Consider the following 26,132-nt stretch of genomic DNA (forward strand, 5'->3'; position numbering starts at 1 on the left):
TTGATTATGATATAGTATTATATGTTAGCACATTGAAAACTTAATAATTTAGCTCAGGTGGTGGAATTTGGTAGACACAGCAGACTTAGAATCTGCCGACTGAAAGGTCATGAGGGTTCGAGTCCCTCCTTGAGCATATGGGAATGCGCTAACGATGGTGAGTTAGAGCGGACTGTAAATCCGTTGTCTTTGACTTAGTAGGTTCGAATCCTACCATTCCCACTTAACGATGGAGAAATAGATGAAAATGGTTGACATACTACTTTGTGAAAGTAGGTTACTGAGTTCGATTCTCAGATTTCTCATATTGCCCTATAGTTCAGTTGGTAGAATGCTTGATTGTTAATCAAGATGTCGCTGGTTCGAGTCCAGCTGGGGCAGTCTTTTATTTTTTGTGGTACACAGTAGAGGAATTATGATAAAAATAGATTTATTTACAGATAAAGAGTTTAAAGATATAGTTAATTCATCTACATCTATATCAGATGCCCTTCAGAAAATAGGATATAGTCATAATAGCTACAGCGCCTCTAAAAAATTAAAAGAAAGAATGAATAGTTTATCTATAAGTATAGATAACTCTCATAGGTATGATTATCTAAAAATTCCTGACAGTGAAGTATATTGTAATAATTCCAACTCTAAAGGGTTCTCGATAGCAGAGCGTGTAAGAAAAGATAACTTTATGAACTATTCTTGTGCGGTTTGTGGCAATAAAGGAATTTGGATGGGTAAAGAAATAACTTTACAACTTCATCATATAGATGGAAACTTTAGAAATAATGAAAAATCTAATTTATCATGGTTATGCCCTAATTGTCATACTCAAACAAGTAACTATGGGAGTAAAAATAGTTTTAGGTCAAAAAATCCTAGAAGTAAATTTAAAGATATGAAGTGTATCATGTGTGGTAATTACTTCACCCCTAAGTATAGAGGACAAATATACTGTTCTAACAGATGTGTATCTAAGTCCCAAAAAAGAATTCCTCCTGTAGACAAAGACACATTATATAATCTTCTAATAAATCATAGTTTTATATATGTTGGAAGGCAGTATAATGTATCTGATAACGCAGTCAGAAAATGGTGTATTAAATATGATATACCTTCAAATTCAAAGTATTATAGAGATTTATAATGATTTTTATTAATGGGCTATTGGTGGAATTGGTAGACACGGGGGATTTAAAATCCCCTTAGGATAATTCCTAGTGCAGGTTCAAGTCCTGCATAGCCCATTTATACCACAGTACAAAAAGTTGATATTTAAGTATTTGACGACTTATATCAGAGGGCAACTACAGGTGGTCTGGTTGCCTATTATAGACTCATAGGTTTTAGACTCATGGTTTAGAGGTGGTGAGGTAGCTACTCATTAGCCTTTCCTAGTTATAGGAGAAAAGCTCACATAGCTCTATCTATGTGCGATTAAGCCTCTACGTTATAAGAGACGCCCAGCATTGGTAGATATGCTCGTGAAAGAAAACACGGTGAAGAAACTTACTGAGGCGACCAGATTTTAGCGGCAAACCCTCTGATTTGTCAGTTCCCAAACAAACTGATAGAGATGGAAAGATGGTTACTGAACTTCAAGACTTGAGAGCTTGATGCAGTGTAGGTTCGATTCCTGCTCATTTCATTAATGTCTTGACAAACTTTAAAAAGTATGTTATGATATTAATATATTATTTACTCCTGTAGTTTAATGGTAAAACAGCAGGCTTATACCCTGTATTAGCTCTAGATTGGGGCAAGTTCTTGGTTCGAATCCAAGTGGGAGTATATGGTGAGGTGTCAGAGTCTGGCTTATCGTGACGGTTTTGAAAACCGTTGAGCAGTAAAATGTTCCGTGGGTTCGAATCCCACTCTCACCATTCTCTTTGTTACAAGAGATAAAACAGTTCATGTTCAACTGGCTGGAGATAGCATCAAAGGTTTCATTATTTGGTCAGATACAACATTCTAAAAGCTCTATGTTCATAAAAGAGGTATGACCAGCATGCTGTCTAGGACAGTAAGTAGTGGTAGCAGAAAGCATAGGGTCTCTATGCAGGTCTGCATTATGGTTCTATGGTGTAACGGCTATCACGTTGGATTGTCTATCCGAAAATCCGGTTTCGACTACCGGTAGAACCGTATAGCGTACCAGTAGCATTAGCTGTAACTAACGGGCTACAAAAGAGACTAAGTAAGATAAAGTGGCAACTCTATCAAGGTCTTTAACCACCAAAAATCATCATATTCAGACAAGCACAGAGTTGGGAATGCGTTTACGTAACCTATTACAGTAGGTCTTACTTATGGTGCATGGTGTAATTGCCCGATTAATTTAATGGTAGAATGCCAACCTTGTAAGTTGGATACAGGAGTTCGATTCTCTTATCAGGCATATTGAATTGCGGGTTATATTTTCGGAGTAACCCTATAGCTCTTTGACCAGTCGGAGAGCTATTATTATTATTATTGGGATGTAGAGAAACGGTTATCTCGTAAGCCTCATAAGCTTAAAATAGTTGGTTCGACTCCAACCACCCCAATTAGGTTATCTGTTGCCTATATATTAAAATTCAGAATAGCTGATTGGTGTAGTGGTATCACGTTGGACTCCAACTCCAAAAACGAGGGTTCGATTCCTTCATTGGCTGTATCAATAAATTATTATTTGACAAACTTTAAAAAGTATGTTATGATAATATATGTTGATTAAGTTATTAATTATTTGCCTCCTTAGCTCAATGGTAGAGCGCTGGCTTGAAACCCCAGATATCTATGTCCGATTCATGGGGGAGGCATTTTTATACCTATAGTGTAGCCGGATAGCACTCAAGATTTCTACTCTTGCGACCCCAGTTCAAGTCTGGGTAGGTATATAAACTTATTTTAAAATAAGTGTTGACAAACTTTAAAAAGTATGTTATGATATTTATATAGTAAGTTAAGGTGGCTTAGCACGGATAAGCAATAGTAATGTTGTGAAAGATGAGTAATTCTCAATCAACTCATCACCATGAAAATGGTCAATCTAAGCAAGACATTATTCATAAGTTAGATAAAGCATGTTTTACTCCGAGGACAACGTTTTAGGAATCATATTACCATATGATGTGTGTAGTCGGCTTGAAGAATATAAGTCTGTTGTCTATTAGTTAACACCGCAAATGTTAGCGTTAGACACCTGTACAGTTACGAGTAGAGGTATTTCGTGACTACGTATCTGGAGCTATAATGTTTTGCAGACAAAGTAGTAATAAATGGCGTGAAGCATTCTTATCCTCAAAAGGGATTGGAACTTCTGACACAGCACGTCATGATTGAGAATACAATCTAAAAGGTAGATAATATTAATAATACTGTTAATGTATAACAAGCAAAAGCCTGTGTCGGGTATGCTGTGAAAGTGTCCTAATCCTGCTCCTATATGGAAAGCAGGGCTGATTAGCTCGCAAGGTGAGTCAGTTTCATAATAGATTAGTGCAAGTTAGACGATAGCTAAGTCTTTCCCAAACGAAATATGTGGAGTAACGCATACTCTATAGTGTGATTAAGCTTGATTAATCGGACATGAAAGATACTTGGAGGAATTCAAGTGGACAGGAAGACAAACTATAAATCTTCTAAAGGCTTTCTTTATATTACCAATAGTCTCATGGTTTTAGCAATCTTAACGGGTTGCTTTTTTTATTAAATGGTTGGGTACTCAAGTGGCTGAAGAGGCGCCTTTGCTAAGGGTGTAGACGTGTTAAAGCGTGCGAGGGTTCGAATCCCTCTCCAACCATACAGGAGTTATGTTATGATAGTATTATATTCTAAAAGAAATTGCATTCAATGCAAAGCAACTAAAAAAATGTTAGATAAAATTGGTGTAGAGTACTCAGAGGTAAACACTGATGATAATCCTGATTACCTTAACTCTATAAAAAGTAACGGGTTTAAGCAATTGCCTGTTATTGAGAAGAATGGAGAAATGTTATTTTCAGGTTTTAGACCATCTGAAATAAATAAACTCTAAATATATTATGCGGATGTAGTTCAATGGTAGAATTCCAGCCTTCCAAGCTGGCTATGCGGGTTCGATTCCCGTCATCCGCTTAAACTAATTATTATAATTAAACGAATTAAATATATACCTATAAAGTACATTTAAACAGTGTGCTTTTTTGCTTATTTAGTCTTATTGTTACTTAGATTAGCGTAAGAAAGAATGGTATACTATTAGTAGATATACAGAAGGAAAGGTGCTGCAAGTTGGCTATTATTACAACAGCAGGTCATGTTGATAATGCTTTAAGATTTTTTAACCAATCTAGTAATATGTGGGTTGGTTTAGGTAAGTCTGATTCATCATGGTCTAATGAAAATGTCCCAGACCCAGAGGACACTTCAACTATTAAATTTACAGGTTTACTTGGAATGAGAAAAGCAACTGATATTAGTCTAGCTTTAAAGGTTCCTACAGGTACAACTGGCTCAGATATCGTAACATATGGTGGAGAAACTTGGCAACTTGTTAGCTCTTCGGATGCACAGACTAAAGGTGCTAATTATGTCTATGTTTCAACAACTATAGGTAAAGATGAATTAACAAGTGGCACTTATAGACAGGTTGGTCTGTTTTTAAATCCAACCTTTAAATCAGGAGTAACGGCTGTTGCGGTTACTGGCGATAATGTAGTATCACAAGGTACACTAGAGATGTATGAAAATAGAACACCTCTTAACAAAACAAATGCAGATGTTATCGAAAGATTCATCTTAAAGTTCTAAAAGGAATATATAAATGGCTTCAGTAAATATAACAGGCTCACCTTATTTTAAGGCTATAGATACAAGTAAAGAATATTCAACACCACTGTTCGTTTCAGATAGACCAGTTGCTCAAAGAGACCTAAACGTTTTAGAAAGTACAATATCTCACTATATGCAAAATCTAGGAGATGGCGTATTTAAGGAAGGCGATATCGTATCTGGTGTTGATTTCCAAATAAATGGAACAACAGATGGATATACTTTAACTTTTGCACCAGGAATGATTTATGTTGGAGGTAAAGTTAGAGAATATCAGGGAGGAACTGCTAGTATAACAGGTGTTGGTAATGAGACTATCAACGTCTCAATTGACCAAGAAATTGTTACAGCAGATGATGACTCATCTTTGCTAGACCCTACATTGGGTGTGGCTAGTTCTTCTTCTAAAACAATAGATATGCTTAAAGAGCATGTTACACTTGTTGCAAATAACTCACAAGTACCAACTGTCTTTAAGTTCCAAGACGGAAAGTTATTAGTACAAAATAATCAAGGTGGCGCTAGTGTCATTCAAGACATGATGGCTCAAAGAACTCAAGATATCAACGGTACTTTTAAAGTTAGTGGATTTGGTCTATCTATCGATAATGTTACGTCTAAAGCACTAGCAAGTGCATCAACTCCACAAGTTTCAATCATAAGTGGTGAGGGTCTTGCTTATGTTAATGGTCATAGGGTTTCTAAGCCAACTGCTAGTCGTGTTAACTTAGATGCCCCCACTGATGTTAGAAATGTGCCAACAGAAGTTCACACGTATTATAATTCTTTAGGTTACATAAAGTTAATTAATGCCACTGTAAACGTTATTAATTCTGTTTCTGCTCAACACACTGTTGTTGGAAAATCAATAACACATGTTTCTGGTGTTAACGATGATGTTGGTTATACAAATGTACTTGCTCTAACAAAAGTACAAACAGCAGCTACCAAAGCAGCTTCATCCGGCTCAAACGTTGTCTATGCACAAATGGGTGTAGATTTTAATATGACAAATGATGGGAAAGTTTCTTGGATTACAGGAAGTAGTTATGCCCCTCAGTCTGGTGAAACTTATACAGCCAATGTTGCTTATCAAGCTGTTTTGTCAAATGGTACTGATTATAAGATAGTTAAAGATAGTTCTGATTTAGATGCATATGGTGTTCCTGCATATAAAATACAGTTCTCTGGAATGTCGAGCTCACAAAAGACACCAGATAATCTTTCAGTAGTCAATGTTTCCTATTCTTACTTCTTAGCACGTAGAGACGTAATTTACTTAAAGGCTGATGGAACATTTGGCTACATAAAAGGTCAGCCTGATGATGCTTCAGCAGTTACTGCTCCTGTTATGAACGATTCTACAGCATTATCTCTTGGTTGGGTAACTCTGTTACCAAATACAGATACCTTTGGTACAGTTAACTCATTTGCAGTGACAAACCTACCATTTAGTAAGTTGAATAGGCTTGAAGCCAGAGTCGCAACCCTAGAAAGTTCTGTTGTTAGTTTGGCGGAGTCTGTTAACTCAATTGCTGGGGCAGACCCAAGTTCACTTTCTGGTGTTATAACAGATTCATTTGTCGATTTCAACATGTTTGACCCTTCACTACTAGTAACAGATGACTCCCTATTGCCAAAAGAAGGAACAAGCACCTTGCTTCCTGTTGCTCTTAACGTTGATAACACAGCAATTTCTTTAAGAGAAAAAGAACCAAAGTCACATTCACAATCAATTTCTAGTTCTACTACACCAAGTGGATACAACCCAATGAATTCATTTGGAAATGGTGTCATTACAAGCCCCTATGTTGAGTATACTGCTGTTTCACAGCCAGTTGCTTCAGAGACTGTAAACGTTAACCCTTACATGGTTTTTGGTGACAGACTAGGGGTTATGACACTTAACCCTCCATATGCAGACCTATCATCAACAAAAGAAGTAACAATAAATAATACTGTAACTTCAACCTTGAATATCAGTCGTTATTGGGCTCATAGTGCAACTTATAACAATGACAACAAAACTGTAACAGACGATGCTCAATTCGTTTATGAAAATCAAAACGCAATTCAGTGGGATGGGAAGAATAACGTTAATAGTCATGATAAGTCAACCTCGACAGGAACTATAACAAAAAACGCAGGTACTATAACACTAGAAAACGCCGTAACAACTATTCCTTCTGCTACAATACAATTCTCTGTTACTGGATTAAGAGCATTTGCTGACAATCTATCTATTAAGTTTAATGGTATAGCAGTAGCTACTTCTCCAGCAGGAACTACTGGTTCTGGTACAACAAAGAACACAATTAAAGCAGATGCTAATGGTAATGCATCTGGTAGTTTCGTTATACCAGATGGTCAACCTTCAGGTACAGCTCAAGTTATGTTGACTAACACAGGAAGTGGCGCTGATTCAACATCAACAGCAATCGCTTCTTATGTTGCTAAGGGTACTGAAACAACAATTCAAGATATAGTTCAAACAACTCACTTGACCGTTAACTTCCAAGACCCACTTGCTCAGTCATTCCAAGTAGACCCATTCCTCGATAGAACAGTTACTGGATTTAATGTTTATTTCTCTAAGAAAGATACATCGACACCAATTGCTGCTAGAATAGTGACAGTATCTGATAGCGGTTTCCCAACTCAAGAAGTTGTAAAAGAAAAGATGTTGTACCCTTCTGATATTCAAACGTCAGATGATTCTAGTGTTGCAACAACAATCAAGTTTGATTCTCCTCTGTTTGTATCAGCAGGTAAAACTTACGCTATTGTTCTAATAACTGATTCAGCTAATTACGAAGTGTTTAGTGGTACTGTCGGTGCTAGAAGAATAGACAATGGCGAATTAATTCAAACGCAGCCTAACTTAGGTGTTATGTTCCAGTCATCAAACGCTCAAACATGGACTCCAATGCAACAAACAGACCTTAAGTTTGATATTATTGGTGCTAAGTATGATGCCTCTGTTGATGCAACCGTTACATTTACATCAATCACATCAATGACAGCTCAAAGTGTTGCAGCTTTAGCCGTTCAACTTGTTCCTGGCGCAACAAGTATTGGTGATTCTACTCCATCTATTTCTTGGAGTATTAGATACCTAACAGCATCACAGGTTGCTTCTGGGGCTACTGATATAACTAAGCAGTCTTGGACTCCAATAGCATCTGCACAAGCTATTGCTAATAGTAGTGAAACTATCTCGGTAGTTCAGCTTAAAGCATCTTTGAGACCTAGCTTATACATGTCACCTGTGTTCAGTCTAAAAAACCTAACTCTTGTTGAAATGAACCAAGAGTTAACAGGTTCATATATGACTAGAGGAATATCTGTTGACGGGCTTACATTCAACACAATTTATCTTAAGTATACATCGGCTGAAAGCCAGAACCTAGATGGTGCAAATGCCACAAAAGTTTTGCCTAAAATCTGGTTCGGTGGTACGTCTTCTAACTCGTACTCTGGCTCTGATAGGCAGTGGTATACAATCGATGATAGTACAAAATATGGTCAGTCAAATGGTACAACTGGAAAGTTTGAATTGACAGATTCAACATCTGGTGCCATTGTAGATTGGGATTCAAGTAGTTTGAGCACAGAAAATGCTACAAATCAAACTAGAACTCATATCATTAAGATAAAGTTACCTTCAGCAGTATCTGTTACTTCGAATGATATAACATCTGTCGGTGGTGTAAAAACAACCGCATCAGGTAAAACAAATGTAATATCATTCAGATTAGATTTAAAGAGCTCTACACCATTATATACACCAATGGTTACTGATTATACACTAGTATTATCAGATGAAGCTTAAACAAGCCCTTAGGGGCATACATAAAATTTTAATTTAGAATATGTTTAATGATATAAGTTTAGAAAGGTTATCATGCCAAAAGCAATATATGATAAGTCTACAGGATTTACTAGAATAGAAAGAAGCCCAGAGGAACAGCTTGTTATAGAAAATAGAAAAGCTCTTAAACAAGCTAGAATACGGGCAGAAGAATTAGTGAACAAGTTGCAACGGCAATCAGATTACTACGATAGGCTGATAAAGGATATAGAAAATGCAAAAGAAAATAACCCTATTCAGTAAAGATGAAATATCGTTTAAAAAAGGTGATACCAATCGTATTGTCAATTTTACATTTGTTGATGCTGATGGCAATCCATTTATTTTTCCGAATGGTACTGAGGCTAAGTTTTATATCAGTAATGGCTTATCTGGGTCTGCATTAAAAGCAACACTTGCAATTGGGAACGTTTTGAGGTATACTGGTGTTATAGGATTATCTCTATCTGATGATACGTATAGTTTTCTAGGTTCTGGAAGTTTTATAATGGGACTAGATATAAAACTATATGATGGAACAGTTGTATCGTTTCCAAATGATGTAGACTCAACTTCATATTTTAACTTATTCATAACACCTAGTTTAAAAGATGACTATGATGATTACACTTCTGGAAATAATCAAACAGATACATCAAGTCAATTCCCTAAGCCAGTAGTACCTTTAGAAAAAGATACTAGGGAATCAACTACATTTTATTAAAGACCAGAAGAGAATTATTTCTCTTCTTTTTGTATATTAGGAAAAAATAAATGATAATAGAAAAAAGAATCATGTATAGTGATATTGTGTTCGAAGACGAGAATAAAAATTTCATTAATCTCATAGATACATTACTATATAAAACATTAGGAGTTAAAGAACCTGGATATGAGCGCTCAGACCTGTACAAACGTCATATATGGGATGGTATAACTAGCTTTTATGATAAGGATAATCATCGTTTCTTGACAGGACTATTCCCCTTAGTAGATACAGCATTCAAACTTCTGCAAGAAAAACAGTACTTTGATTACTCTGTTAAAGAAGATTTTCCAGAACTATTTTTGGATAAAGATGACATACCAGAAAAGATAACACTACTTAATGGTGAAGAACAAGATATAACATTACGAGAGCACCAACAAAAGTCTGTAGAAAATGCTTTAATTCATAACATAGGAATCATACATGCTGCTACCAATGCAGGTAAAACAGAGATTAGTGCAGGAATGATAAAGTTATTATCACCATATCTTGAGGGTAATGAAAAGATTGTATATATTGTCCCCTCAAAAGAAATATTTTTTGGGGCTATAGAGAGATTGCAGAAGAGATTAGGGCACTCAGTAGGCTATTGGGGTGATGGAAAAAAGAAGATAGGTAAAATAAATGTTGTTTTAGTAGATTCTTTAGTTTCAGCTGTTAAAGACCCTCTAAAAGGAATGCAACTAAAAGGTAAAAAAAGAGAACTTCAGCTATTAGATGAAGAAATATTATCCGCACTTGAGCCATATAAAATAAATCTGGATTCTATCATACCTGCATTTATTAGAAGTTATCAGTCAAAAGAAAGTTCGATGTCTAGGGCTAGACAAAATAACATAAATTGGTTGTCTTCACTTGTTAGCGAAGGTAATAGTAACTTTTATATCAGAAAAGAGTTAAATGCTAAACATGCTGAATATGTTAAAATGGTTAAAGACTTATCTAAGAGAAAATATGATAAACAACAAAGTGCACTTGACCTAATAAAAGATACTGCTGTTCTCATATGGGATGAAGCTCATCATATAAAGGGCATAGGGGCATTCAACTTAGCTCAAATGTTTGTTAATGCCACCTATAGGTTCGGTATGACTGGAACGATAGATACTAAAGAAAAAGTATTATTACGTAGAATAAACGGAATATTTGGTGATGTTGTTTATAGAGTCACTAATGATTATATGATTGATAAAGGATACTCTGCAAAGCCCTTTATACGATTTGTTGATATAAAAAACCAAAGTGAAGATATATTTAAGAAGAAGAAATTTATTGATGCATATACATTGGGAATAGTTAAGAACGATGTTAGAAATAATATTATTGCTAAAATAACAGAGACTATGTATAAGAAAGATAAAACTGTTCTTATAATTGTATCAAGGATTGAACATGGTGAGTCATTGGTTGAAAAACTATCTAAACTAGGTGTTCACTCAGAGTTTATAAATGGGACATTAGACACAGATGTTCGTAAGAGACAACTAGCTGATGTAGCCTCTGGTAAATTGAAAGTCATAGTTTCTACTACTGTTTTAGATGAAGGAGTAGATATCTCAGGAATTAGAGTTCTTATAATGGCGGCAGGCATGAAATCTCTTAGACAAACATTGCAGAGAGTTGGTCGTACATTGAGAGTAAAGAAAGAGGACAATACAACCTTGATATTTGATTTCTATGATAGAACTAACCCTTATCTATATAACCATTCAAATCAAAGGTTGAATATCTATAAAGAAGAAGGCTTTGACATAAAGTTCCTTAATTGACAATCTTGTTAAAATGTGTTATAGTTTAGTTACTATGATAGCATTTGATAAACTAAACAATTTAATATCTAACATTAAAGCAGCATCAAACAAAATTAAAGTTGATGGTGCTATTTTGCATGTGGTTTCATATACTAGCATATCGGATAATGAAGAACTTGATTCATTAAAGAAGTTTGCAAAGGTAGAGGATTATAACGATAAAGCATTAATAGTCTTCAAGGATGATAGTAATTACAAGAAACTGTATAGAAAAAAACTATCTAAGCTGTATCAGTCCTATCTAGATAATGAGCGAGATAAGAATCTGTCAGAATTAAATCGTGTAAAATCTTCGCTTATACTATCTTTAAATGATTCATCTTCATTTTCGCCTAGTATAGAAGACAAGATAATATTTTCTTTGGTCAGGCTCTATGAATCAAATGATGTTCTACTAGGAAATCAAAGCAAGACAAAAACTAAAGTTTTAGATTTTGATTTTGTTAAAAGTCAGAAGTATATTGTCTTTAAACGTCTATTCTCAAGAATGTTGAATGAAAATAGTTTGGAAGATATTACATATTACATATCAAACTATCAAAGCTACTATACCAATAATAAGAAATACGTTTATAACAAACTTGGATATAGAGGTCTTGAAAGATATTATAATGAATTTTCATCATATAAAAGACAGTCTATGGAGCATATGATTGGATATAAACACATCTATACAACATTACGTTCACCTATATCTTCACTTATAAACGCTATTATTCACGATTATATTAGCAATGAAGATTTACTGTCTCTGTATTGGACTAATAAGGTTTCAGGTAGTAAAGAGAGTTTTTTGGCAAATAATCCATTTGCTAAAACTGAGTTTATCAATATGTACGCTAACCTACTAGACTATTGTAGCAGTGAGAGGTCTAAAGTATTCTTATCTTTTGTTATAAGTGTAGTAAAAGATGATTATTTAAAGTTTATGTACTATAGTTCTGACCTATTTTCCAATCTTTTGGAAGAAAATGAGTACTTTGTTCGTGATTTCTCAGGAATAAAAGAATCAGACTCAAGTAGATTTAAAGAAGAGAAATTCTTTAAAATTTTACCTGAAATGCGAGAAATAAGGTCTATCTTTGGCATAGAGAATATAACGTTAGAAGATTACGAACTATTTATAAACGATTTAGATAAAGAAACATATAAGGCTATTACATATGATAGCATTGATTTTATAAATATCCCCTTAATTAGAAAGGTTTTTTACACAGATGATTGATACTGAATCAAAGTCAATTCAAAAGAGAATACTATTCAAAGCTATATACGATTTAGATTTTGCTAAAAATGTTATTGATATTAGAGAAGATTTATTTGCTGATAATGATACTTATGGTACTATATTTTCTGCCATAAAGGATTATTATCATGAGCAGAATAATAATATGAGTCGAGACTCCTTAGAGTTATATCTCTCAGCTAAACTTGATAGAAAGAAAATTCCAGAAAATGAACGTTCTAACTTTGAACTAGCTGTTGATGATATATTTAAAGCTAATCCAGCAGATGAAAATGTATACTCAGAAAAAATCGTGAAATATATTCGTAACATTCGGTTAATATCTTCGATGAAGAGTGTTGCTGGAAGTGAATTTTCTGATAAATCAATGGATGATTTTTTTGATAAAAGGATTCCTGCTATCATGAGGTCTGCCTTTGATACAGGTCGTCATGAAATTATTGATGTCAATGACCCAGATACATTAAATAAACAAGCTAAAGCCATTGATGAGGTCGATAAGGGTATTATTCCAATACCAATTAAACCATTAAACTCTGCAACAGGTGGAGGTTTAGCTAAGGGTGAAATGGGTGCAATTGCAGCTTCATCTGGTAAAGGTAAAACAATGGTTATGTCTAACTTAGCCTCTGCATACACACTAAAAGGATTCAATGTGTTTTATATAGCACTTGAAGAATTGTCAGGTCGTATGTATCATAGATTTTATAAAACCTATCTAGGATATATGCAAAAAGAGTTTCCAGAACTGATAACACCAAAGATACAAAAGTTATCTAGCATGGAAACAGCTTTAAATTATTCTTTGTCAGGTAGAATATCAACCCTGAAGAATAACTTATCAAAAGCGATATCAACTAAGCTAGGAAGCCTTTACTTTACAAAATACTCACCACAGGAATTATCTGTAGAGGGATTAGACCAGATATTACAAGACCTAATAGTATCTGATGGCAAAAAGATAGATGTTATTATTGTTGATTATCCAGATATGTTAAACATTAATGACTTAGCAAAAAGAGAACATCTTGATAGTGAAAGTGCTATTGGAGGAAGACTGTATGAGCACCTACGTTCCATGGCTCAAAAATATGATGCTGTTATGTGGGTAGCTAGTCAGCTTAATCGTTCTGCAGGGTCTGCGGATATCAAAACAGGTGATAATATCGAAGGCTCTTTCAAGAAGAAGAACGCTCTTGAGTTCCTAGCTGTAATGAATACAAATTCTGATGAGTATGAGAAGGGATTTGCAAGATTGTATGTAGATAAATCTCGTAACACAAAAAATTCTGGTGAAATGACTCATATGAAGGTTGATAATTTTACAAGTTTGATTCATGAAGAAAGTTTGGAAGAATCTGCTATCCATAGAGAGATATTAGAAAAAGGTAATAGCGATAGACGTAGTGGTGGAAAGAATAATAATAGAGATGACGACTCGTTGTCAGAATTTGTTAATAACAATGTTATTGATGGTTTAGGAAGAGAAGGGAGTAGATAATTTATGCTAGAAAAGTTTGTAGTTTTTAGTGATTTTCACGCAAATACTTTTTCTGAATTTTCACACTCAGACCCTGTTTATGGGAATTCTAGATTTTCAGAACAAATAGCTGTATTGCAACAAGTAATAGATGTTGCTGAAAAAGAAAATGCAACTATCTTATTTGCGGGTGATTTATTTCATACACGAGTAAGGGTTGATACATTGGTATTTAACCACGTGTATGAGTTGATAGCAAATAGTAAGCAGCCAATAATTATGATAAAAGGTAATCATGATAATATTACTAATATGATTGATTCTCCTAGCTCTTTAGACCCCTTTAAGTATTTGAATAATGTAACTGTGATAGAAGGTGTTGGCAAGACTAAAACTGAAAAGGGTAATGTTATTGTTGGAGCCTGCTATGGTCAAGAAATAGACTATATAAAGTCAGAGATGGCAAAGTATAGTGGAGACATATTTATGGGTCATATGGGTGTCTCAGGCTCCCTAGGTGTTGGTTCCACAGAACTTGAAGGAGATTTCTCAAAGTCTGATATACTAGAGTTAGTTGATAAGAAGTATGAAATCGGACTACTAGGTCATTACCATAGGCAGCAACAGTTAACGCCAAAAACAATGTACGTTGGTAATACTGTTCCAATGTCATTTTCTGATAGTGGATTGATTAAGGGATTCTATACTTTTTCAATTACAGATGAGCATAAGCTAAAAGACTTAGAGTTTATTCCTCAGGAATATGCAAAAGGGTTTTTAACAATTGATTTAGATAAGGGAATGACTCTAACCGAAGATGATACTATAAATAATTATATTCGTATAAGAGGTAATTCTGATGATTTAGACTTAGCAAAATCTTTGGATAAATCTTCTACTGGAATACCAGATACTATTAGACTAGAAACAATCAAAAAAAGCTCATCTAATAATAGATTAGAAATGGATGATGATAGTGATTTTTCTCCACTATCATTCACAAAAGCCTGGGCTAAGGCTAATATGCCAGAGATGGAAAAGTACTTGGAGGAAGAGATAAAAGAAGCATTGTAATCACTTGACATGTACACTTTTGTATGATATACTTTATGTATAGTATAAGGCGGTGAAGTGTATTGGAATTTAAAAAAGTAACTATAGATAACTTTTTATCATTTAATCATGCAGAACTACAACTCTCAAATAGAGGTGTAGTTTTAGTTGATGGGGATAATAGAAGCTCTGGTTCTGCATTATCTGTTAATGCAGCAGGTAAATCATCATTATTATCTGCTGTATTTTATGCTATATATGGAGAATTACCAAATGGGGATTCTGCGGATAAAGTTATCAATAGAAAAGAAGGTAAGAATATGGTTGTCACACTTGATTTTAATCAAGGTGGCAATGAGTACACGATTTCTCGTGGAAGAAAAAAGAATTACGTTAAATTAATGTCGGGGGATACTGATTTAACTCAAGGTACAGTAAAAGAGACAAATGCAAGAATACTAGAACTTATCAATATATCAAAAAATCTGTTTATGCTTGCTATATATTTTGATGGTCATAACTCAAGGTCGTTTTCTGAATTAACTGATAAAGAGAAAAAAGAATTTCTTGAAAGTTTAGTTGATATTGGTATTTACAGAAGAGCACATGATAACGTTAAGGAGAAGAATAAGGACTTAAAGCAAAAATTAGAAGTAGTTCAAGAAAAAAAGCTATCTCTTAATAATATGTTATCTCAAATATCTGATATGAAAAAGTCAAATGATGAAAAGAAGAATCAAATGTTGTCTAAGATTTCTTCATTGTCTGATGCGTTAAAAATATCAGAATCAGATATCATAGGCTTTAATGAAAAGTACCCTAGCTCTAAGTTTGACGACTTAACTGAAAAGTCTAACGGTGTTGATACATCTGCTATTGACTTACAAATATCTGCATTAACTTCAGAGTACAATAATTTATCTTCTGAGTTACAAAAGTATCAGTATTATAAAAGTCAGTATGCTACTAATCTATCAAAATTGCAAAATGATATTAAAGAAAAGAACTCTCAGTTCAAACAATTAGAGACGAGCGAGTTCTGTCTTGTTTGTGGAAATCCGATAGATGAAGAGCATCGTAAATTGGAAAGAAATAGATTAGCCAGTGATTTGAATGGTCTTATAGCAGACTACAAGAAAACTGAATCTGATATAGCTAAGTGTAATGAGTATCTAGAAGAAAACGAAAAAAATATACCTACAATTAAATCAAACATATCTGATTTAGGAAAACAAAAGCAAGATATGATGTCAGATTCTCTTGATTCTGCAAAAGAGTTGAGTAATCTGAAGACAGAAAAAATGTCTTTGAAGTACAAATATGATAATATCAATACTCAGATTACTAATGCTAAAGAGCAGCTTGAACTGATTAATAGTGCAAATGTTGATGATAAAGACGTAAAGTCTAAGATAAGTGCTGAAAGTGATAAAGAGAAAAAATTAGTTAGTGACATATCAAAAACTGAAAAAGCATTAGTAGCCTTTTCGGATAAAGGTATTAAATCTAATGTGTTAGATTTGGTTGTACCAACTATTTCTGATAAGGTAAATACTTATTTAGCAAAGCTATCTAGTGGTAGTCTTGTGGTTGATTTCACAACAACAACCTTAAAGGCTAGTGGCGATGAAAGTGATAAACTAGATATAAAAGTTACCAACCTCGGAGAAGAGGCAACATATAGTTCATTATCAGCAGGAGAAAAAAGGCGTGTTGACATAGCAATTGCATTATCATTTCAAGATATAATTGCAGAACGTTCAGACCTTAAGACAAATGTTTTGTTCTATGATGAATTGTTCGAATCTTTAGATAGTGTTGGTTCAGACAATGTTGTTGAAGTATTATCAGATAGATTAGATACAGTAGATAGTGTATTTGTTATAACACATAATGAGAGTTTAAAACCACTATTCCCCAACTCCATAAAAGTTATTAAAGAAAAAGGAATATCAAGGTTGGAATAAACGCTTAATGAAAATAAGAAATAGAGATGTAAAGCTTAGTAGTATTACGCTTGAACTAGGAAAAGGTAATCGTTACTATAATGATAACATAACAGAGATAACTGTCGGATTTTTAGACCCTATCTTCTGGTATCCGTCACTTAGTGATTGGGAATGGCGAGTAGATTCAGACGAAGACTCCATAAAGCTAGTCTATTTCCCTGATTGGGGAACGGACACTAATGATAAATATATGTATCAAGAAAAGGTAGTTACAAAATCACAGTATAAATTAGGAATTATCGATAATAATATTTATCGTCATAATCTTATGATTGCAAATAAACTACTAACTCTAGACATAATTGATTTGTTCGATAAATCTCAGCTTAGAAGAGATAACATTGAATTGGCTATAAAAAAGGTCTTATCTATAATTGATAAGAATATCGAACAGTACAATACAATTGGAGAAATGTACGTATTGCTTTCTGCATACAGAAGACTATATTAGGATAAAATATGTTCATAGAATACTTAGAAGAAATATTAGAAAATGAAAAGAAGGCAATGGGAGAGTATAGATTCAATTGTCCTTTTTGTGGAGAAGAGAAAGCTAAGTTCTATGTTCAATCAGATGAGCCATTTTTATGGCATTGTAAACACTGTGACCAATCCGGTAATCCAATTAAATTCATTATGAAGTACAATAGTGTTGGTTTTGATGAAGCGAAAGAAATACTAAAAGATTTTGGCTATGACGTAGATAATATTAGCTCATCTAATTTTGATAACTCATTTTCATCAGAGCTTACTGATTCAGAGAAAATGATTTTAGCAATTAAACATCGTCATGATTCTAAATCTGATGCTGAATCAGACAGTGCTATCGAACTTAATCCTATAAATCCACCATACAATGTAAAGCTTTTACCTCATAATATGAATAATCCAGAGGCGCTCCCTTACTTAGATTATTTGCACAAAAGAGGTATAACTGATGATGAAATTTATAGATATAATATTGGATATACCCCTCTTAGTAGTGTAACAACAAAAGAAGGTAAAAATGTAATGATTCATACTTCAATCGTCTTCTTTACATTTGATGATAGTGGTAGGATGATTTACTGGAATACAAGAAGCATTGATAAAAACGCCTTTATAAAGAGTTTTAATGCTCCTGCAGGAAAAGATGAATACTCAAAAGACACTAGTATATTTAATCTTAACAACGCAAAGAAAACAGGCTCTATAATTATAACTGAAGGTGTTTTTAATGCGATAACAGTTGGAATATCTGGGGTAGCAACATTTGGTAAACAAGTTACAGAACATCAAATAAACTTGCTAAAAGATGTATATGAAGAAAACAATGATACAAAATTTGTTGTATTTCTAGATAATGATGCATATGAACAAAAAGAAAGGTTAGGAAAAGAGCTATCTAACTTTTCAGATAATGTGTATATTGTATCTAACCCCTACAAAGAAAAGGATGCTAATGATATAGGTAGAAAGGAAGCACAACGGTTAGTGAGTGAAGCTAGAAAATATAGTTATAAAAATAGCTTACTTGCAATGTTCGGAGTGTGATATACTTAAGTTATGAATAAAGAAAATATTACAAAATTATCTATGTTTCTTATGGCAGATGCCAAGGCACAAGAAGAAATATTAAAAGGTTTAGAAGATGTGCCAGTAAATCTATCAGACCTATTTACTGCAAGTTCTCTGGTCGCTAAATTGTTAGTTGATAATGACTCCCATGTTACTCAAGTATTCCTTGAGCAGCAATCTTTAATGATAGAGATGTTAGTAAAAGAGGGTGTCATTAGTCAAGAAGTGATTGATAATTATGTTGACAAGACAGTAGTTGATAATGAGGAAAAAGATGACGGAACTAAAAAAAATGTCAAATAAAGCACAAGAATTAAAAAATACAAATGATATCGAAGCAATAAAGTCAGAGCTAAAAACGGTTACAAATATGGTTCTTAGTAACAACACAACGTTATCTTCAGCCGTAACTAGCGTTAGTGCACTATCAAAAGAAGATATCAGTTTAGATGATTTGAAAACAATCATTGGTGTTATTACAGGAACGATAAAAAGTCCTTCTGATGAACAACTTGAACTAGTAAAGTCAAAAAAAGACTACAGAATAACTTTGGAACAAGCAACTTTAGTATCTGATGCTATCTCTTCCGAACGAAGTGCTGTTGCATCATCAGTACTAAAACAAGTTGTGGAAGCTCTTGCCCTTCATAGAGAACTATTGGCAAAGCTAGGAATTACTGATGAAGATGTTGATGAAGTATCTAAAAAGTCAACAAAAACAAATGTAAGTGATTCTAAAGTCAAGCCCCTAAGTCCTAAAAAGAATCATGGGAATAAACGTAAATAATATGTCAGTCACAATTTTTTGTGGCTTTTTATTTAGAGAGGAATTATAATGGCATCAAATGGAGCAGGAGCAAATAGAAAAGGAAAAGGCTATGAGCTAAAAATAGCTAAAATGTTTAGCAAGTATTCTGGAAAAGAGTTTAAGAGAAGTCCGATGTCTGGTGCGTGGTCTTCTACTTGGGCTGGAGGCGGTCATGATGAAGTGGCGGGAGATATAATTGCACCAAGTGATGAAATTTTTCCCTATTCATTAGAACTTAAAAATCATGAGTCATTCAGCCTAATAAATTTATTTACAACTGGAGGAGAAATACCTCAATTTATCAATCAAGTAATGGGAGATGCTATTAGGACACACAAGATACCTGCCCTGATACTTCATAAAAATCGGAGTAAAAATTATTTTGTGCTACCATACTCTACTGAATTATTTAAAAAACTAGATGATAATCTTTATAATTATTTTGTCACAAGATTAGTTTACACATCTGATATAGACGATGAGGTTAGAAGTTACAAGGCTATAGTTACTACTCTTGATGATATCATGGTTTTATATAGCTATCCTGAATTCGTAAGTCTTGGTTTAGAATGCTACTCTAATTGGTTAAACAATGATAATGAGAAGACTGTTGATATTCACAAGAATAAAGCAGGCAATAAAGAAACGAAAAAGAGTAAGTTTGATTTAGATTCTGATTTAGCAAAAGAATTAGGTCTATAGTGTTAAATATTATGCAGTTGATATGTTATACTTATGACATAGAGAAAACAGGAAATCTCCATAAAGTAGAAAAAATATGTCTAGGGTAAGACGATTAAATATACAGAATACAGATAGAGCATTTAATCTAAACTTAATTAGTTTAGATGAGTTCTATCTAAACAGAATAACAAAATCAAACATTAAAAAAACGATAAAGAAAATTGAAAGCAATCATCAGGAAGATTCTAAATTAGGAAGTCTGCTAGATGAAAGAACAGATGGGAAATACTCTCTTGATGAAAGTAATGCTGATTTCAGCTTGATTAAGTTACTTTTTTCAAAAGCTAGTTACACTAGATATTTTCCTAAGAATTCCTTATCAAAAGTTGTTATGTTCGAGGCTATAAAGAATAGACATAATTCAGAAATAGTATTCACTTACTCAGATTCAATTAGTCCAAGTCTACAGTCTAGTATTGAATGGACTAGCAAAGGTGCTAGAACATCACTACTTATAAGCATAAAAGATTATGATGACTTTAATACATACTCAATTCTAAAAGAGTTGTTCAAACTGAGATATATGCTAGATAGAGTATATTTTGATTTTACTGATTCAAATATACCAGATTATATAGAATACGAGATGTTTGCTAGACTAAACGAGTCGATGTCTACATGGAAAATGAATGCTTACATAGTATTAGATGATTATAATAGGGAATACTTTTTGCAAAAAAAGTCAGAACTAATTGATAATAAAGAAAAGCCAACAGGAACATTTGATAGATATGCTAAAAAACCGAGATAGACTGGCTGATGACATCAAAAAAAAGTTACTTCTTAAGGGTAATAACATTAATAAGTATGACATACTTGATGTCTTATATGCTTTAGAGGATGTTTTAGAAGAGTCATTATCTAAAGGTTATGATGTTAAAATAGGCTCATTAGTAAGGTTATCGAATCAAAAAGTGACTAATAGAAAACGATATGATGGTCTTAATAAGAAATATTTTTTATCTAGTGCAAACAAAATTGTTGTAAAGAAGCTAAAAAGACTAACTGACTTAGAAGCAAAGAAATAAATCTTTGCTTTTTTTATGTTATTATGTTATGATAATAGTATAAATAAAAGGATGGTAGATATGACAAGAATTTTAGTAGTAAATGATTTTTTAAAAGTTCATTATGTTCAGAAGACAGCTTCAGGTGGTGTAAGAGACATATACTTTGACACAAAAGAAGGTAAGACTTTTAAACAGTTTTTAGGTAAAGCATTACAGGAACAGCAAAATAATGGTAATAGGGTAGAAAAATTTGATTTAGACCTTAAATATGCATATCCACTTATCCCGAAAATTGTTAGGTCTAACCCACGATTTCCAGAGAATAACTCTTATAAGCCTGTGACTCAGACTGAATTTAAGCCTTATGAAGAATCCTTATATGAATATATCAAGGAAACAGACCCAGACATTATTATACCTACAGGAACAACTGCTGTTCGTGTATTATTTAAAACAGGCTCTATCTCAAAAAGTAGAGGTCTTCCAATTAAGATGATGCTTGATGGAGACACGAAAAAGAGGTGGTTCTTGCCAATGTTTAGTATGAGCTATTATTTGACCAAGCCATCTAGAGAGCCTCTTGTTTTATCTGACTTTAGACTGTTAGCTGATTTTATTGCTAATGGGGAATCTGCATTTGTGGCAAAGCCCGTTCAGTATGTTACTGTCCTTGATTTTGAAATGGCTAAGAAAGTTCTTAAGACTGCTGCTATTAAGGGCGTATCTCCAGAATTAGCTCCCGCATTTGATTATGAGTCTAATGTGTTGAGTGCAGAAGCAAAAACGGCTAAGCCCTTAAGTATCTCAATTTCATGGAAAGAAAGAACTGGTTATACTATACCTCTTGCTCATCGGAGCGCACCATGGACTAAAGAACAGTTAAATGTCTTATACGCTTTAATTGTGGAGATGTTATCTAGTGATAATTATAAAGTCGCTCATAATGGTGGATTTGATATCAAGCTAACAAAGATTGATATCGATAAAAACTTATATACTAGGCATATATTAGATACAAAAATAGGGTATTTTATCACCACATCTCAAGCTCAAGAGGTTAGCTTCGGTCTAAAAGAATTAGCATATCAGTTTACAGATATGGGTGGTTATGAGCACCCATTAGATGAATATAAGAAATGGTTTTTATTACAGAAGGTTCGTAAAAACACTTTTGTGGGTAAATATTTCTCTTACAAGAATGGTGAATACGAATTAAGTGATGATGACTATTTAAGTTGGTTGACTGACGAGAATAAGTCTTACGCTTTGATGATTGCGGAAGAATTATACGAAGAGTTTGGTGGTAAAATAACATCAGTTAGAAACTCTAATGACTCATCAACATTTAATTATGAATGGATTCCGCTTGATATCTTATGTGTTTATGCTTCTGGAGATGTTGATGCAGCATATAGAATTAACCATAAGTTGTATACAACGCTAATCGCCCCAAATCCTGATTGGGTAGATTTGTATACAAGGCATTACCCAGAAATTCAAGAAGTTGTATCTAATTTAGAAGCTGAAGGAACTCAAGTAGACCGAAAGCGATTAGAAGAAATAGGTGTCTTTTACTCTCAGCAAATAGAAAAAATACTTAGTGATTTAAAAAAGTTGCCCTTGATACAAAAAGTCCATGAGTATAAAGAAGCTCTTTATGAAAAAGGTTTAGATGAAAAGCCTAAGCCAAAATCAGAGCGTAATGAAGAACTCTACAAGTTGTACACGAAGTACCGAAAACCAGAAGATAGAGAATTCAATCCAGGCTCTACTTCAGATACTAAGATGGTATTATTTTCACTTACAGGGTATACACTTCCTGCAGAAGATGATTATATTACTGCTGCTGCTAAGACAGCAATAAAGACAAAGCAAAAAAAGCGTGAAGACCTGACCGTTGAAGACTACTCAACTGGTGCCAAAACAATGGAATATATTCTTAAAAATTATCCAGATTTTAAAGAAGCTAAAATGATTTCCAACTATAAGAAATATATTAAGCTAAATAGTTCCTTTGTTAGTGGTATACTTAGTAAGTTAGATGAGAACGATAAGGTTCATGGAAGTTATAATTTGACTGGTACAGAGACAACTCGTATGTCCTCAGCTAACCCTAATATGCAGCAATTACCTAGGTATGTAGCTGACCCAGAAGATATAACGTATAATTACCAAGTGAAATCAGCTCTGATACCTTATAAAGAGTATAATCATGATACACTTGTTCTTGCTGATTTTTCAAGTCAAGAAGTCCATCTAGCTGCTGTTTTAGCTCATGATGATAACATGATTGAAGATTTTATTAACGGAGAGGATGTTCATACAACTACTGCCTCTATGGTGTATCATGTAAAGAAAGAAGATGTTACACCAGAACTTAGAACAAAAGCTAAGGCTGTTACTTATGGTCTTTTATATGGAGAAACACCTGAGTCGTTCGCACCAAAACAACATGACCCTGAAATGACATTAGAAGAGTCTAAAGAATTGTTTGATTCCTACTTCTCATCTAAGCCAAAGATAAAGCAATTAATCGAAGATGCCAAAACTTTTGTTGAGAAGAATGGGTATGCTGTTATACCTGGCTCAGGATTCAGAAGAAAGCTGCAAGAGGTTAACTCAAGTATGTACTCAGAACGTAGTAAAGCTCTAAGACAGTCTCTGAACTCTCAAATTCAGGGTGGAGCTAGTTATATCACTCAAGTTGCTCTGATTAACTTAGATAAAGCAATTAGAAAATTTGGTCTAAATGCCAAAATATTTATTACTGTTCATGATTCCATCGGTGTATCGACTGAAAAAAAGTTAGTTCCAACTGTAGTTAAAGTAATGAAATATGTTATGGAAAATCTTCCTATGGATTACCTTAAGATTGAACACAATGGTAAAAATATACAGTTTAAGATGGAGACTGAAATAGGGGTAACAGATACCTATCAGCATGAATATGATTTTAATGAAGATGACTTTAAAAATGCTGTATCAACCAAAGCATACGTTAACTATTATGGAAAACTAAATGATTTGAAAAATAGGTTGAAGCATCATATCATGTCAGATGAGGACTATGAAGAGGAAAAGGCATATGTCATTTCTCATAAAAATGATATTCTTTCTGGAAAATCTGTTGACACATTAAAATAATTGTGTTATACTTATATAAGTAAAGCCGTATTCTATATACGGTGTACATAGAGAGGTAATTATGGAAAACGTAAAACAAGTTTTAGACAAAGATAGAGTAGCCATTATGAGTTTCGTTGATGTTGATGGTCAACCATTTGACGTTGACTTATCTCAGCAATTATCAATTTCTGAATCAGAATTTGTTCGAGACTTAAAGGAACAACCTGCATTGTATGATTATTGGGCTAGTATACTATCGATGGCAATCCAAAAGAAGAAAGAATTAGCATTAACAGTTGATTTGATTAAAGCCCAAAAGTCAAATCAAGCAAGAGCAACATTTGATAAGATAACTGTTAATGCTGTTAATGATTATGTTACAGTTTCTCCTGAATATCAAAGTGCAATTAATGAACTAACTAGATGGGAGACCCAAGTATCTAAAATTCAGTATATTGTGAAGGCTTTCGAACAAAGAAGTAATGCATTAGCTCAACTTGGTGCTCAGATGCGTTCTGGAATTCAAAGTGATGGCAAGATACATTAATACCTTGCAATTTATAGATTAGTGTGATATACTTATATAAGACCTAGGCATGTCTATAAAGGGCAAATAACAAAATGTAGCCGATTGGCAGAAAGATATACTCATGGATAATAATATTTTTGACGCATTTAATAGCGCAGCTAAACAAGCGTCCCCTTCATCAGAGTCACGTAAGCCTAAAAGTGGTTTAGACATTTTGCAGTTTGGTAACAAAGGCAAAAAAATCACAGACTTGTACTTCCGAATCCTACCTGGAAACGGAATCCTAAATAACGACATGCAAAACTTATCTGATTTTGCAAAACCATTTAGGACAATCTTCTTAAAGGCATCCGACCCAAGTTCAGATAAAAAAGCTTCTTACTACAATCCAGTTCTTAGTTCTGAACCAAACGAGAACTCTAAAATTGAACAAGCTATCTCTAGGTGGGAACAAAACGGTGCTCTAGAATCAATGGTAGCTCAAAATTCAAGTTATGGTGCTCCATCTATTCGGACACGTGCATACTTGAATGTTATTCCAGTACTGTCAGCAAATAATAACTTTTCATACAAGGTTAATCAAGAAACAGGTCAACCAGTTGTACAAGTTATGGATGTGCCAAGTACTGTAGTTCGAGACATTTTAGAAAAGCTTGGCAATAAGTTAAATGCCCCTGCTGGTTCACAGTATAGTTTCGTTGACTTGCAAAATGGTGCTTTAGCACATATTTCTTTGAAGGATAACAAGTATCAATTTGATGTATACCCACAAGTAGTTATGCCTGCACTAACTGCTGATTGGGTTCGTAACAATGCAGAAGACCTAAATTATCTTGCAGAACCAACGGAATCATATAAAGGTGGATTTGAAGAACACTTCATCAAGTTGGTTGATAACTCAGTTAACTCTACTAGTGCAGTTGACCCATCTCAGATTACTCAACCTTCACAGTCATTCTTTAGTGGTGTTCCAAGTGGAAATGATGCTAACACACCTGACCCCTTTGGCGTAAATCAGCAACGAACAGTTACTGATATGCCACAAGCACCTACACCGAATATTGCCTATGGTTCTCAAAACCAACAGCCAACAAGCCCATCATTTAATGGTGTGCAACGTCCATTATCAAGCCAACCCTCTGATTCATTCCAAGATGGAAGTTTCCCTAATACATCAACAAGTGGTGTATTAAATAGTAACATGCCACAAAATACAACCCAGAATCAAGCTACTGTCCCTAATCCAACACCAACAGCACCAAAGCCTGACGTAAGTGATGGAAGTGATTTGATTGATATGGATGAATTGGCTCGTATCGCTAACTCAAACTCTTGATAAATGTAAATCGCCA

Annotated in this window: 21 protein-coding genes and 12 tRNA genes; all 33 read left to right on the plus strand. The window is 33.9% G+C overall.

Features of this window, described 5'->3' with window-relative positions; translation table 11 throughout:
• Positions 1–51: 51 nt before the first annotated feature.
• The 33 genes from RND61_RS15150 (at position 52) to RND61_RS15310 (ending at position 26,116) form a co-directional block, all read left to right on the plus strand.
• A tRNA-Leu gene (locus RND61_RS15150) sits at positions 52–136 on the plus strand.
• A gap of 3 nt (positions 137–139) precedes the next feature.
• Positions 140–222: transfer RNA gene (locus tag RND61_RS15155), tRNA-Tyr, on the plus strand.
• 86 nt (positions 223–308) lie between these two features.
• Positions 309–381: transfer RNA gene (locus RND61_RS15160), tRNA-Asn, on the plus strand.
• A gap of 34 nt (positions 382–415) precedes the next feature.
• Positions 416–1,141, plus strand: coding sequence for an HNH endonuclease signature motif containing protein (locus tag RND61_RS15165; protein ID WP_315878470.1), 726 nt, complete (start codon positions 416–418; stop codon positions 1,139–1,141).
• A 14-nt stretch (positions 1,142–1,155) separates the two neighbouring features.
• A tRNA-Leu gene (locus RND61_RS15170) sits at positions 1,156–1,241 on the plus strand.
• A gap of 453 nt (positions 1,242–1,694) precedes the next feature.
• Positions 1,695–1,785 (plus strand) — tRNA-Ile (locus RND61_RS15175).
• Between the two features lie 3 nt (positions 1,786–1,788).
• Positions 1,789–1,877: transfer RNA gene (locus RND61_RS15180), tRNA-Ser, on the plus strand.
• A 444-nt stretch (positions 1,878–2,321) separates the two neighbouring features.
• Positions 2,322–2,392 (plus strand) — tRNA-Thr (locus RND61_RS15185).
• A 75-nt stretch (positions 2,393–2,467) separates the two neighbouring features.
• Positions 2,468–2,540 (plus strand) — tRNA-Met (locus RND61_RS15190).
• A 37-nt stretch (positions 2,541–2,577) separates the two neighbouring features.
• Positions 2,578–2,648: transfer RNA gene (locus tag RND61_RS15195), tRNA-Trp, on the plus strand.
• Between the two features lie 76 nt (positions 2,649–2,724).
• Positions 2,725–2,795 (plus strand) — tRNA-Phe (locus RND61_RS15200).
• A gap of 895 nt (positions 2,796–3,690) precedes the next feature.
• Positions 3,691–3,778: transfer RNA gene (locus tag RND61_RS15205), tRNA-Ser, on the plus strand.
• A 15-nt stretch (positions 3,779–3,793) separates the two neighbouring features.
• Positions 3,794–4,012, plus strand: a complete 219-nt coding sequence (gene nrdH, locus RND61_RS15210; RefSeq protein ID WP_315878471.1) for a glutaredoxin-like protein NrdH — start codon at positions 3,794–3,796, stop codon at positions 4,010–4,012.
• A gap of 9 nt (positions 4,013–4,021) precedes the next feature.
• Positions 4,022–4,092, plus strand: a tRNA-Gly gene (locus tag RND61_RS15215).
• Positions 4,093–4,248: 156 nt separating this feature from the next.
• Entirely contained in the window at positions 4,249–4,767 is a 519-nt protein-coding gene (locus RND61_RS15220; RefSeq protein WP_315878472.1) for a hypothetical protein, read from the plus strand.
• Between the two features lie 13 nt (positions 4,768–4,780).
• The gene (locus RND61_RS15225) at positions 4,781–8,620 is read left to right on the plus strand and encodes a DUF4815 domain-containing protein (protein ID WP_315878473.1); all 3,840 of its coding nucleotides are present in this window, start codon (positions 4,781–4,783) and stop codon (positions 8,618–8,620) included.
• Between the two features lie 72 nt (positions 8,621–8,692).
• Entirely contained in the window at positions 8,693–8,902 is a 210-nt protein-coding gene (locus RND61_RS15230; protein ID WP_315878474.1) for a hypothetical protein, read from the plus strand.
• Entirely contained in the window at positions 8,874–9,362 is a 489-nt protein-coding gene (locus tag RND61_RS15235; protein ID WP_315878475.1) for a hypothetical protein, read from the plus strand. Before RND61_RS15230 ends, RND61_RS15235 begins: the two co-directional genes overlap by 29 nt.
• A gap of 86 nt (positions 9,363–9,448) precedes the next feature.
• Positions 9,449–11,176: a DEAD/DEAH box helicase gene (locus tag RND61_RS15240; RefSeq protein ID WP_315878476.1), complete on the plus strand. Its 1,728-nt coding sequence runs from the start codon at positions 9,449–9,451 to the stop codon at positions 11,174–11,176.
• 34 nt (positions 11,177–11,210) lie between these two features.
• On the plus strand, positions 11,211–12,443 hold the full coding sequence (locus RND61_RS15245; protein WP_315878477.1) for a hypothetical protein: 1,233 nt from the start codon (positions 11,211–11,213) through the stop codon (positions 12,441–12,443).
• The gene (locus tag RND61_RS15250; protein WP_315878478.1) at positions 12,436–13,965 is read left to right on the plus strand and encodes a DnaB-like helicase C-terminal domain-containing protein; all 1,530 of its coding nucleotides are present in this window, start codon (positions 12,436–12,438) and stop codon (positions 13,963–13,965) included. The genes RND61_RS15245 and RND61_RS15250 overlap by 8 nt, the downstream gene beginning before the upstream one ends.
• Before the next feature lie 3 nt (positions 13,966–13,968).
• On the plus strand, positions 13,969–15,018 hold the full coding sequence (locus tag RND61_RS15255; RefSeq protein WP_315878479.1) for a metallophosphoesterase family protein: 1,050 nt from the start codon (positions 13,969–13,971) through the stop codon (positions 15,016–15,018).
• A gap of 62 nt (positions 15,019–15,080) precedes the next feature.
• Complete coding sequence (locus tag RND61_RS15260; protein WP_315878480.1) at positions 15,081–16,964, plus strand: AAA family ATPase; 1,884 nt, start codon at positions 15,081–15,083, stop codon at positions 16,962–16,964.
• 7 nt (positions 16,965–16,971) lie between these two features.
• Positions 16,972–17,457: a hypothetical protein gene (locus RND61_RS15265; protein WP_315878481.1), complete on the plus strand. Its 486-nt coding sequence runs from the start codon at positions 16,972–16,974 to the stop codon at positions 17,455–17,457.
• Between the two features lie 8 nt (positions 17,458–17,465).
• Entirely contained in the window at positions 17,466–18,539 is a 1,074-nt protein-coding gene (locus RND61_RS15270) for a CHC2 zinc finger domain-containing protein (protein WP_315878482.1), read from the plus strand.
• A gap of 12 nt (positions 18,540–18,551) precedes the next feature.
• On the plus strand, positions 18,552–18,866 hold the full coding sequence (locus RND61_RS15275) for a hypothetical protein (protein WP_315878483.1): 315 nt from the start codon (positions 18,552–18,554) through the stop codon (positions 18,864–18,866).
• The gene (locus RND61_RS15280; RefSeq protein WP_315878484.1) at positions 18,838–19,350 is read left to right on the plus strand and encodes a hypothetical protein; all 513 of its coding nucleotides are present in this window, start codon (positions 18,838–18,840) and stop codon (positions 19,348–19,350) included. Before RND61_RS15275 ends, RND61_RS15280 begins: the two co-directional genes overlap by 29 nt.
• 48 nt (positions 19,351–19,398) lie before the next feature.
• A complete protein-coding gene (locus tag RND61_RS15285; protein ID WP_315878485.1) occupies positions 19,399–20,073 on the plus strand; it encodes a putative PDDEXK endonuclease in 675 nt (224 codons plus the stop codon).
• Positions 20,074–20,149: 76 nt separating this feature from the next.
• A complete protein-coding gene (locus RND61_RS15290; protein WP_315878486.1) occupies positions 20,150–20,866 on the plus strand; it encodes a hypothetical protein in 717 nt (238 codons plus the stop codon).
• Positions 20,847–21,143 carry an HU family DNA-binding protein gene (locus RND61_RS15295; protein WP_315878487.1) on the plus strand — a complete coding sequence of 99 codons (297 nt, stop codon included), beginning with the start codon at positions 20,847–20,849 and terminating at the stop codon, positions 21,141–21,143. Before RND61_RS15290 ends, RND61_RS15295 begins: the two co-directional genes overlap by 20 nt.
• A gap of 51 nt (positions 21,144–21,194) precedes the next feature.
• Complete coding sequence (locus RND61_RS15300; RefSeq protein WP_315878488.1) at positions 21,195–24,269, plus strand: DNA polymerase; 3,075 nt, start codon at positions 21,195–21,197, stop codon at positions 24,267–24,269.
• 61 nt (positions 24,270–24,330) lie between these two features.
• On the plus strand, positions 24,331–24,798 hold the full coding sequence (locus RND61_RS15305) for a hypothetical protein (RefSeq protein ID WP_315878489.1): 468 nt from the start codon (positions 24,331–24,333) through the stop codon (positions 24,796–24,798).
• Positions 24,799–24,901: 103 nt separating this feature from the next.
• Positions 24,902–26,116, plus strand: a complete 1,215-nt coding sequence (locus RND61_RS15310; protein ID WP_315878490.1) for a hypothetical protein — start codon at positions 24,902–24,904, stop codon at positions 26,114–26,116.
• Positions 26,117–26,132: the final 16 nt, after the last annotated feature.

Source organism: Streptomyces tamarix (assembly GCF_032423885.1).
Lineage (GTDB): Bacteria > Actinomycetota > Actinomycetes > Streptomycetales > Streptomycetaceae > Streptomyces > Streptomyces tamarix.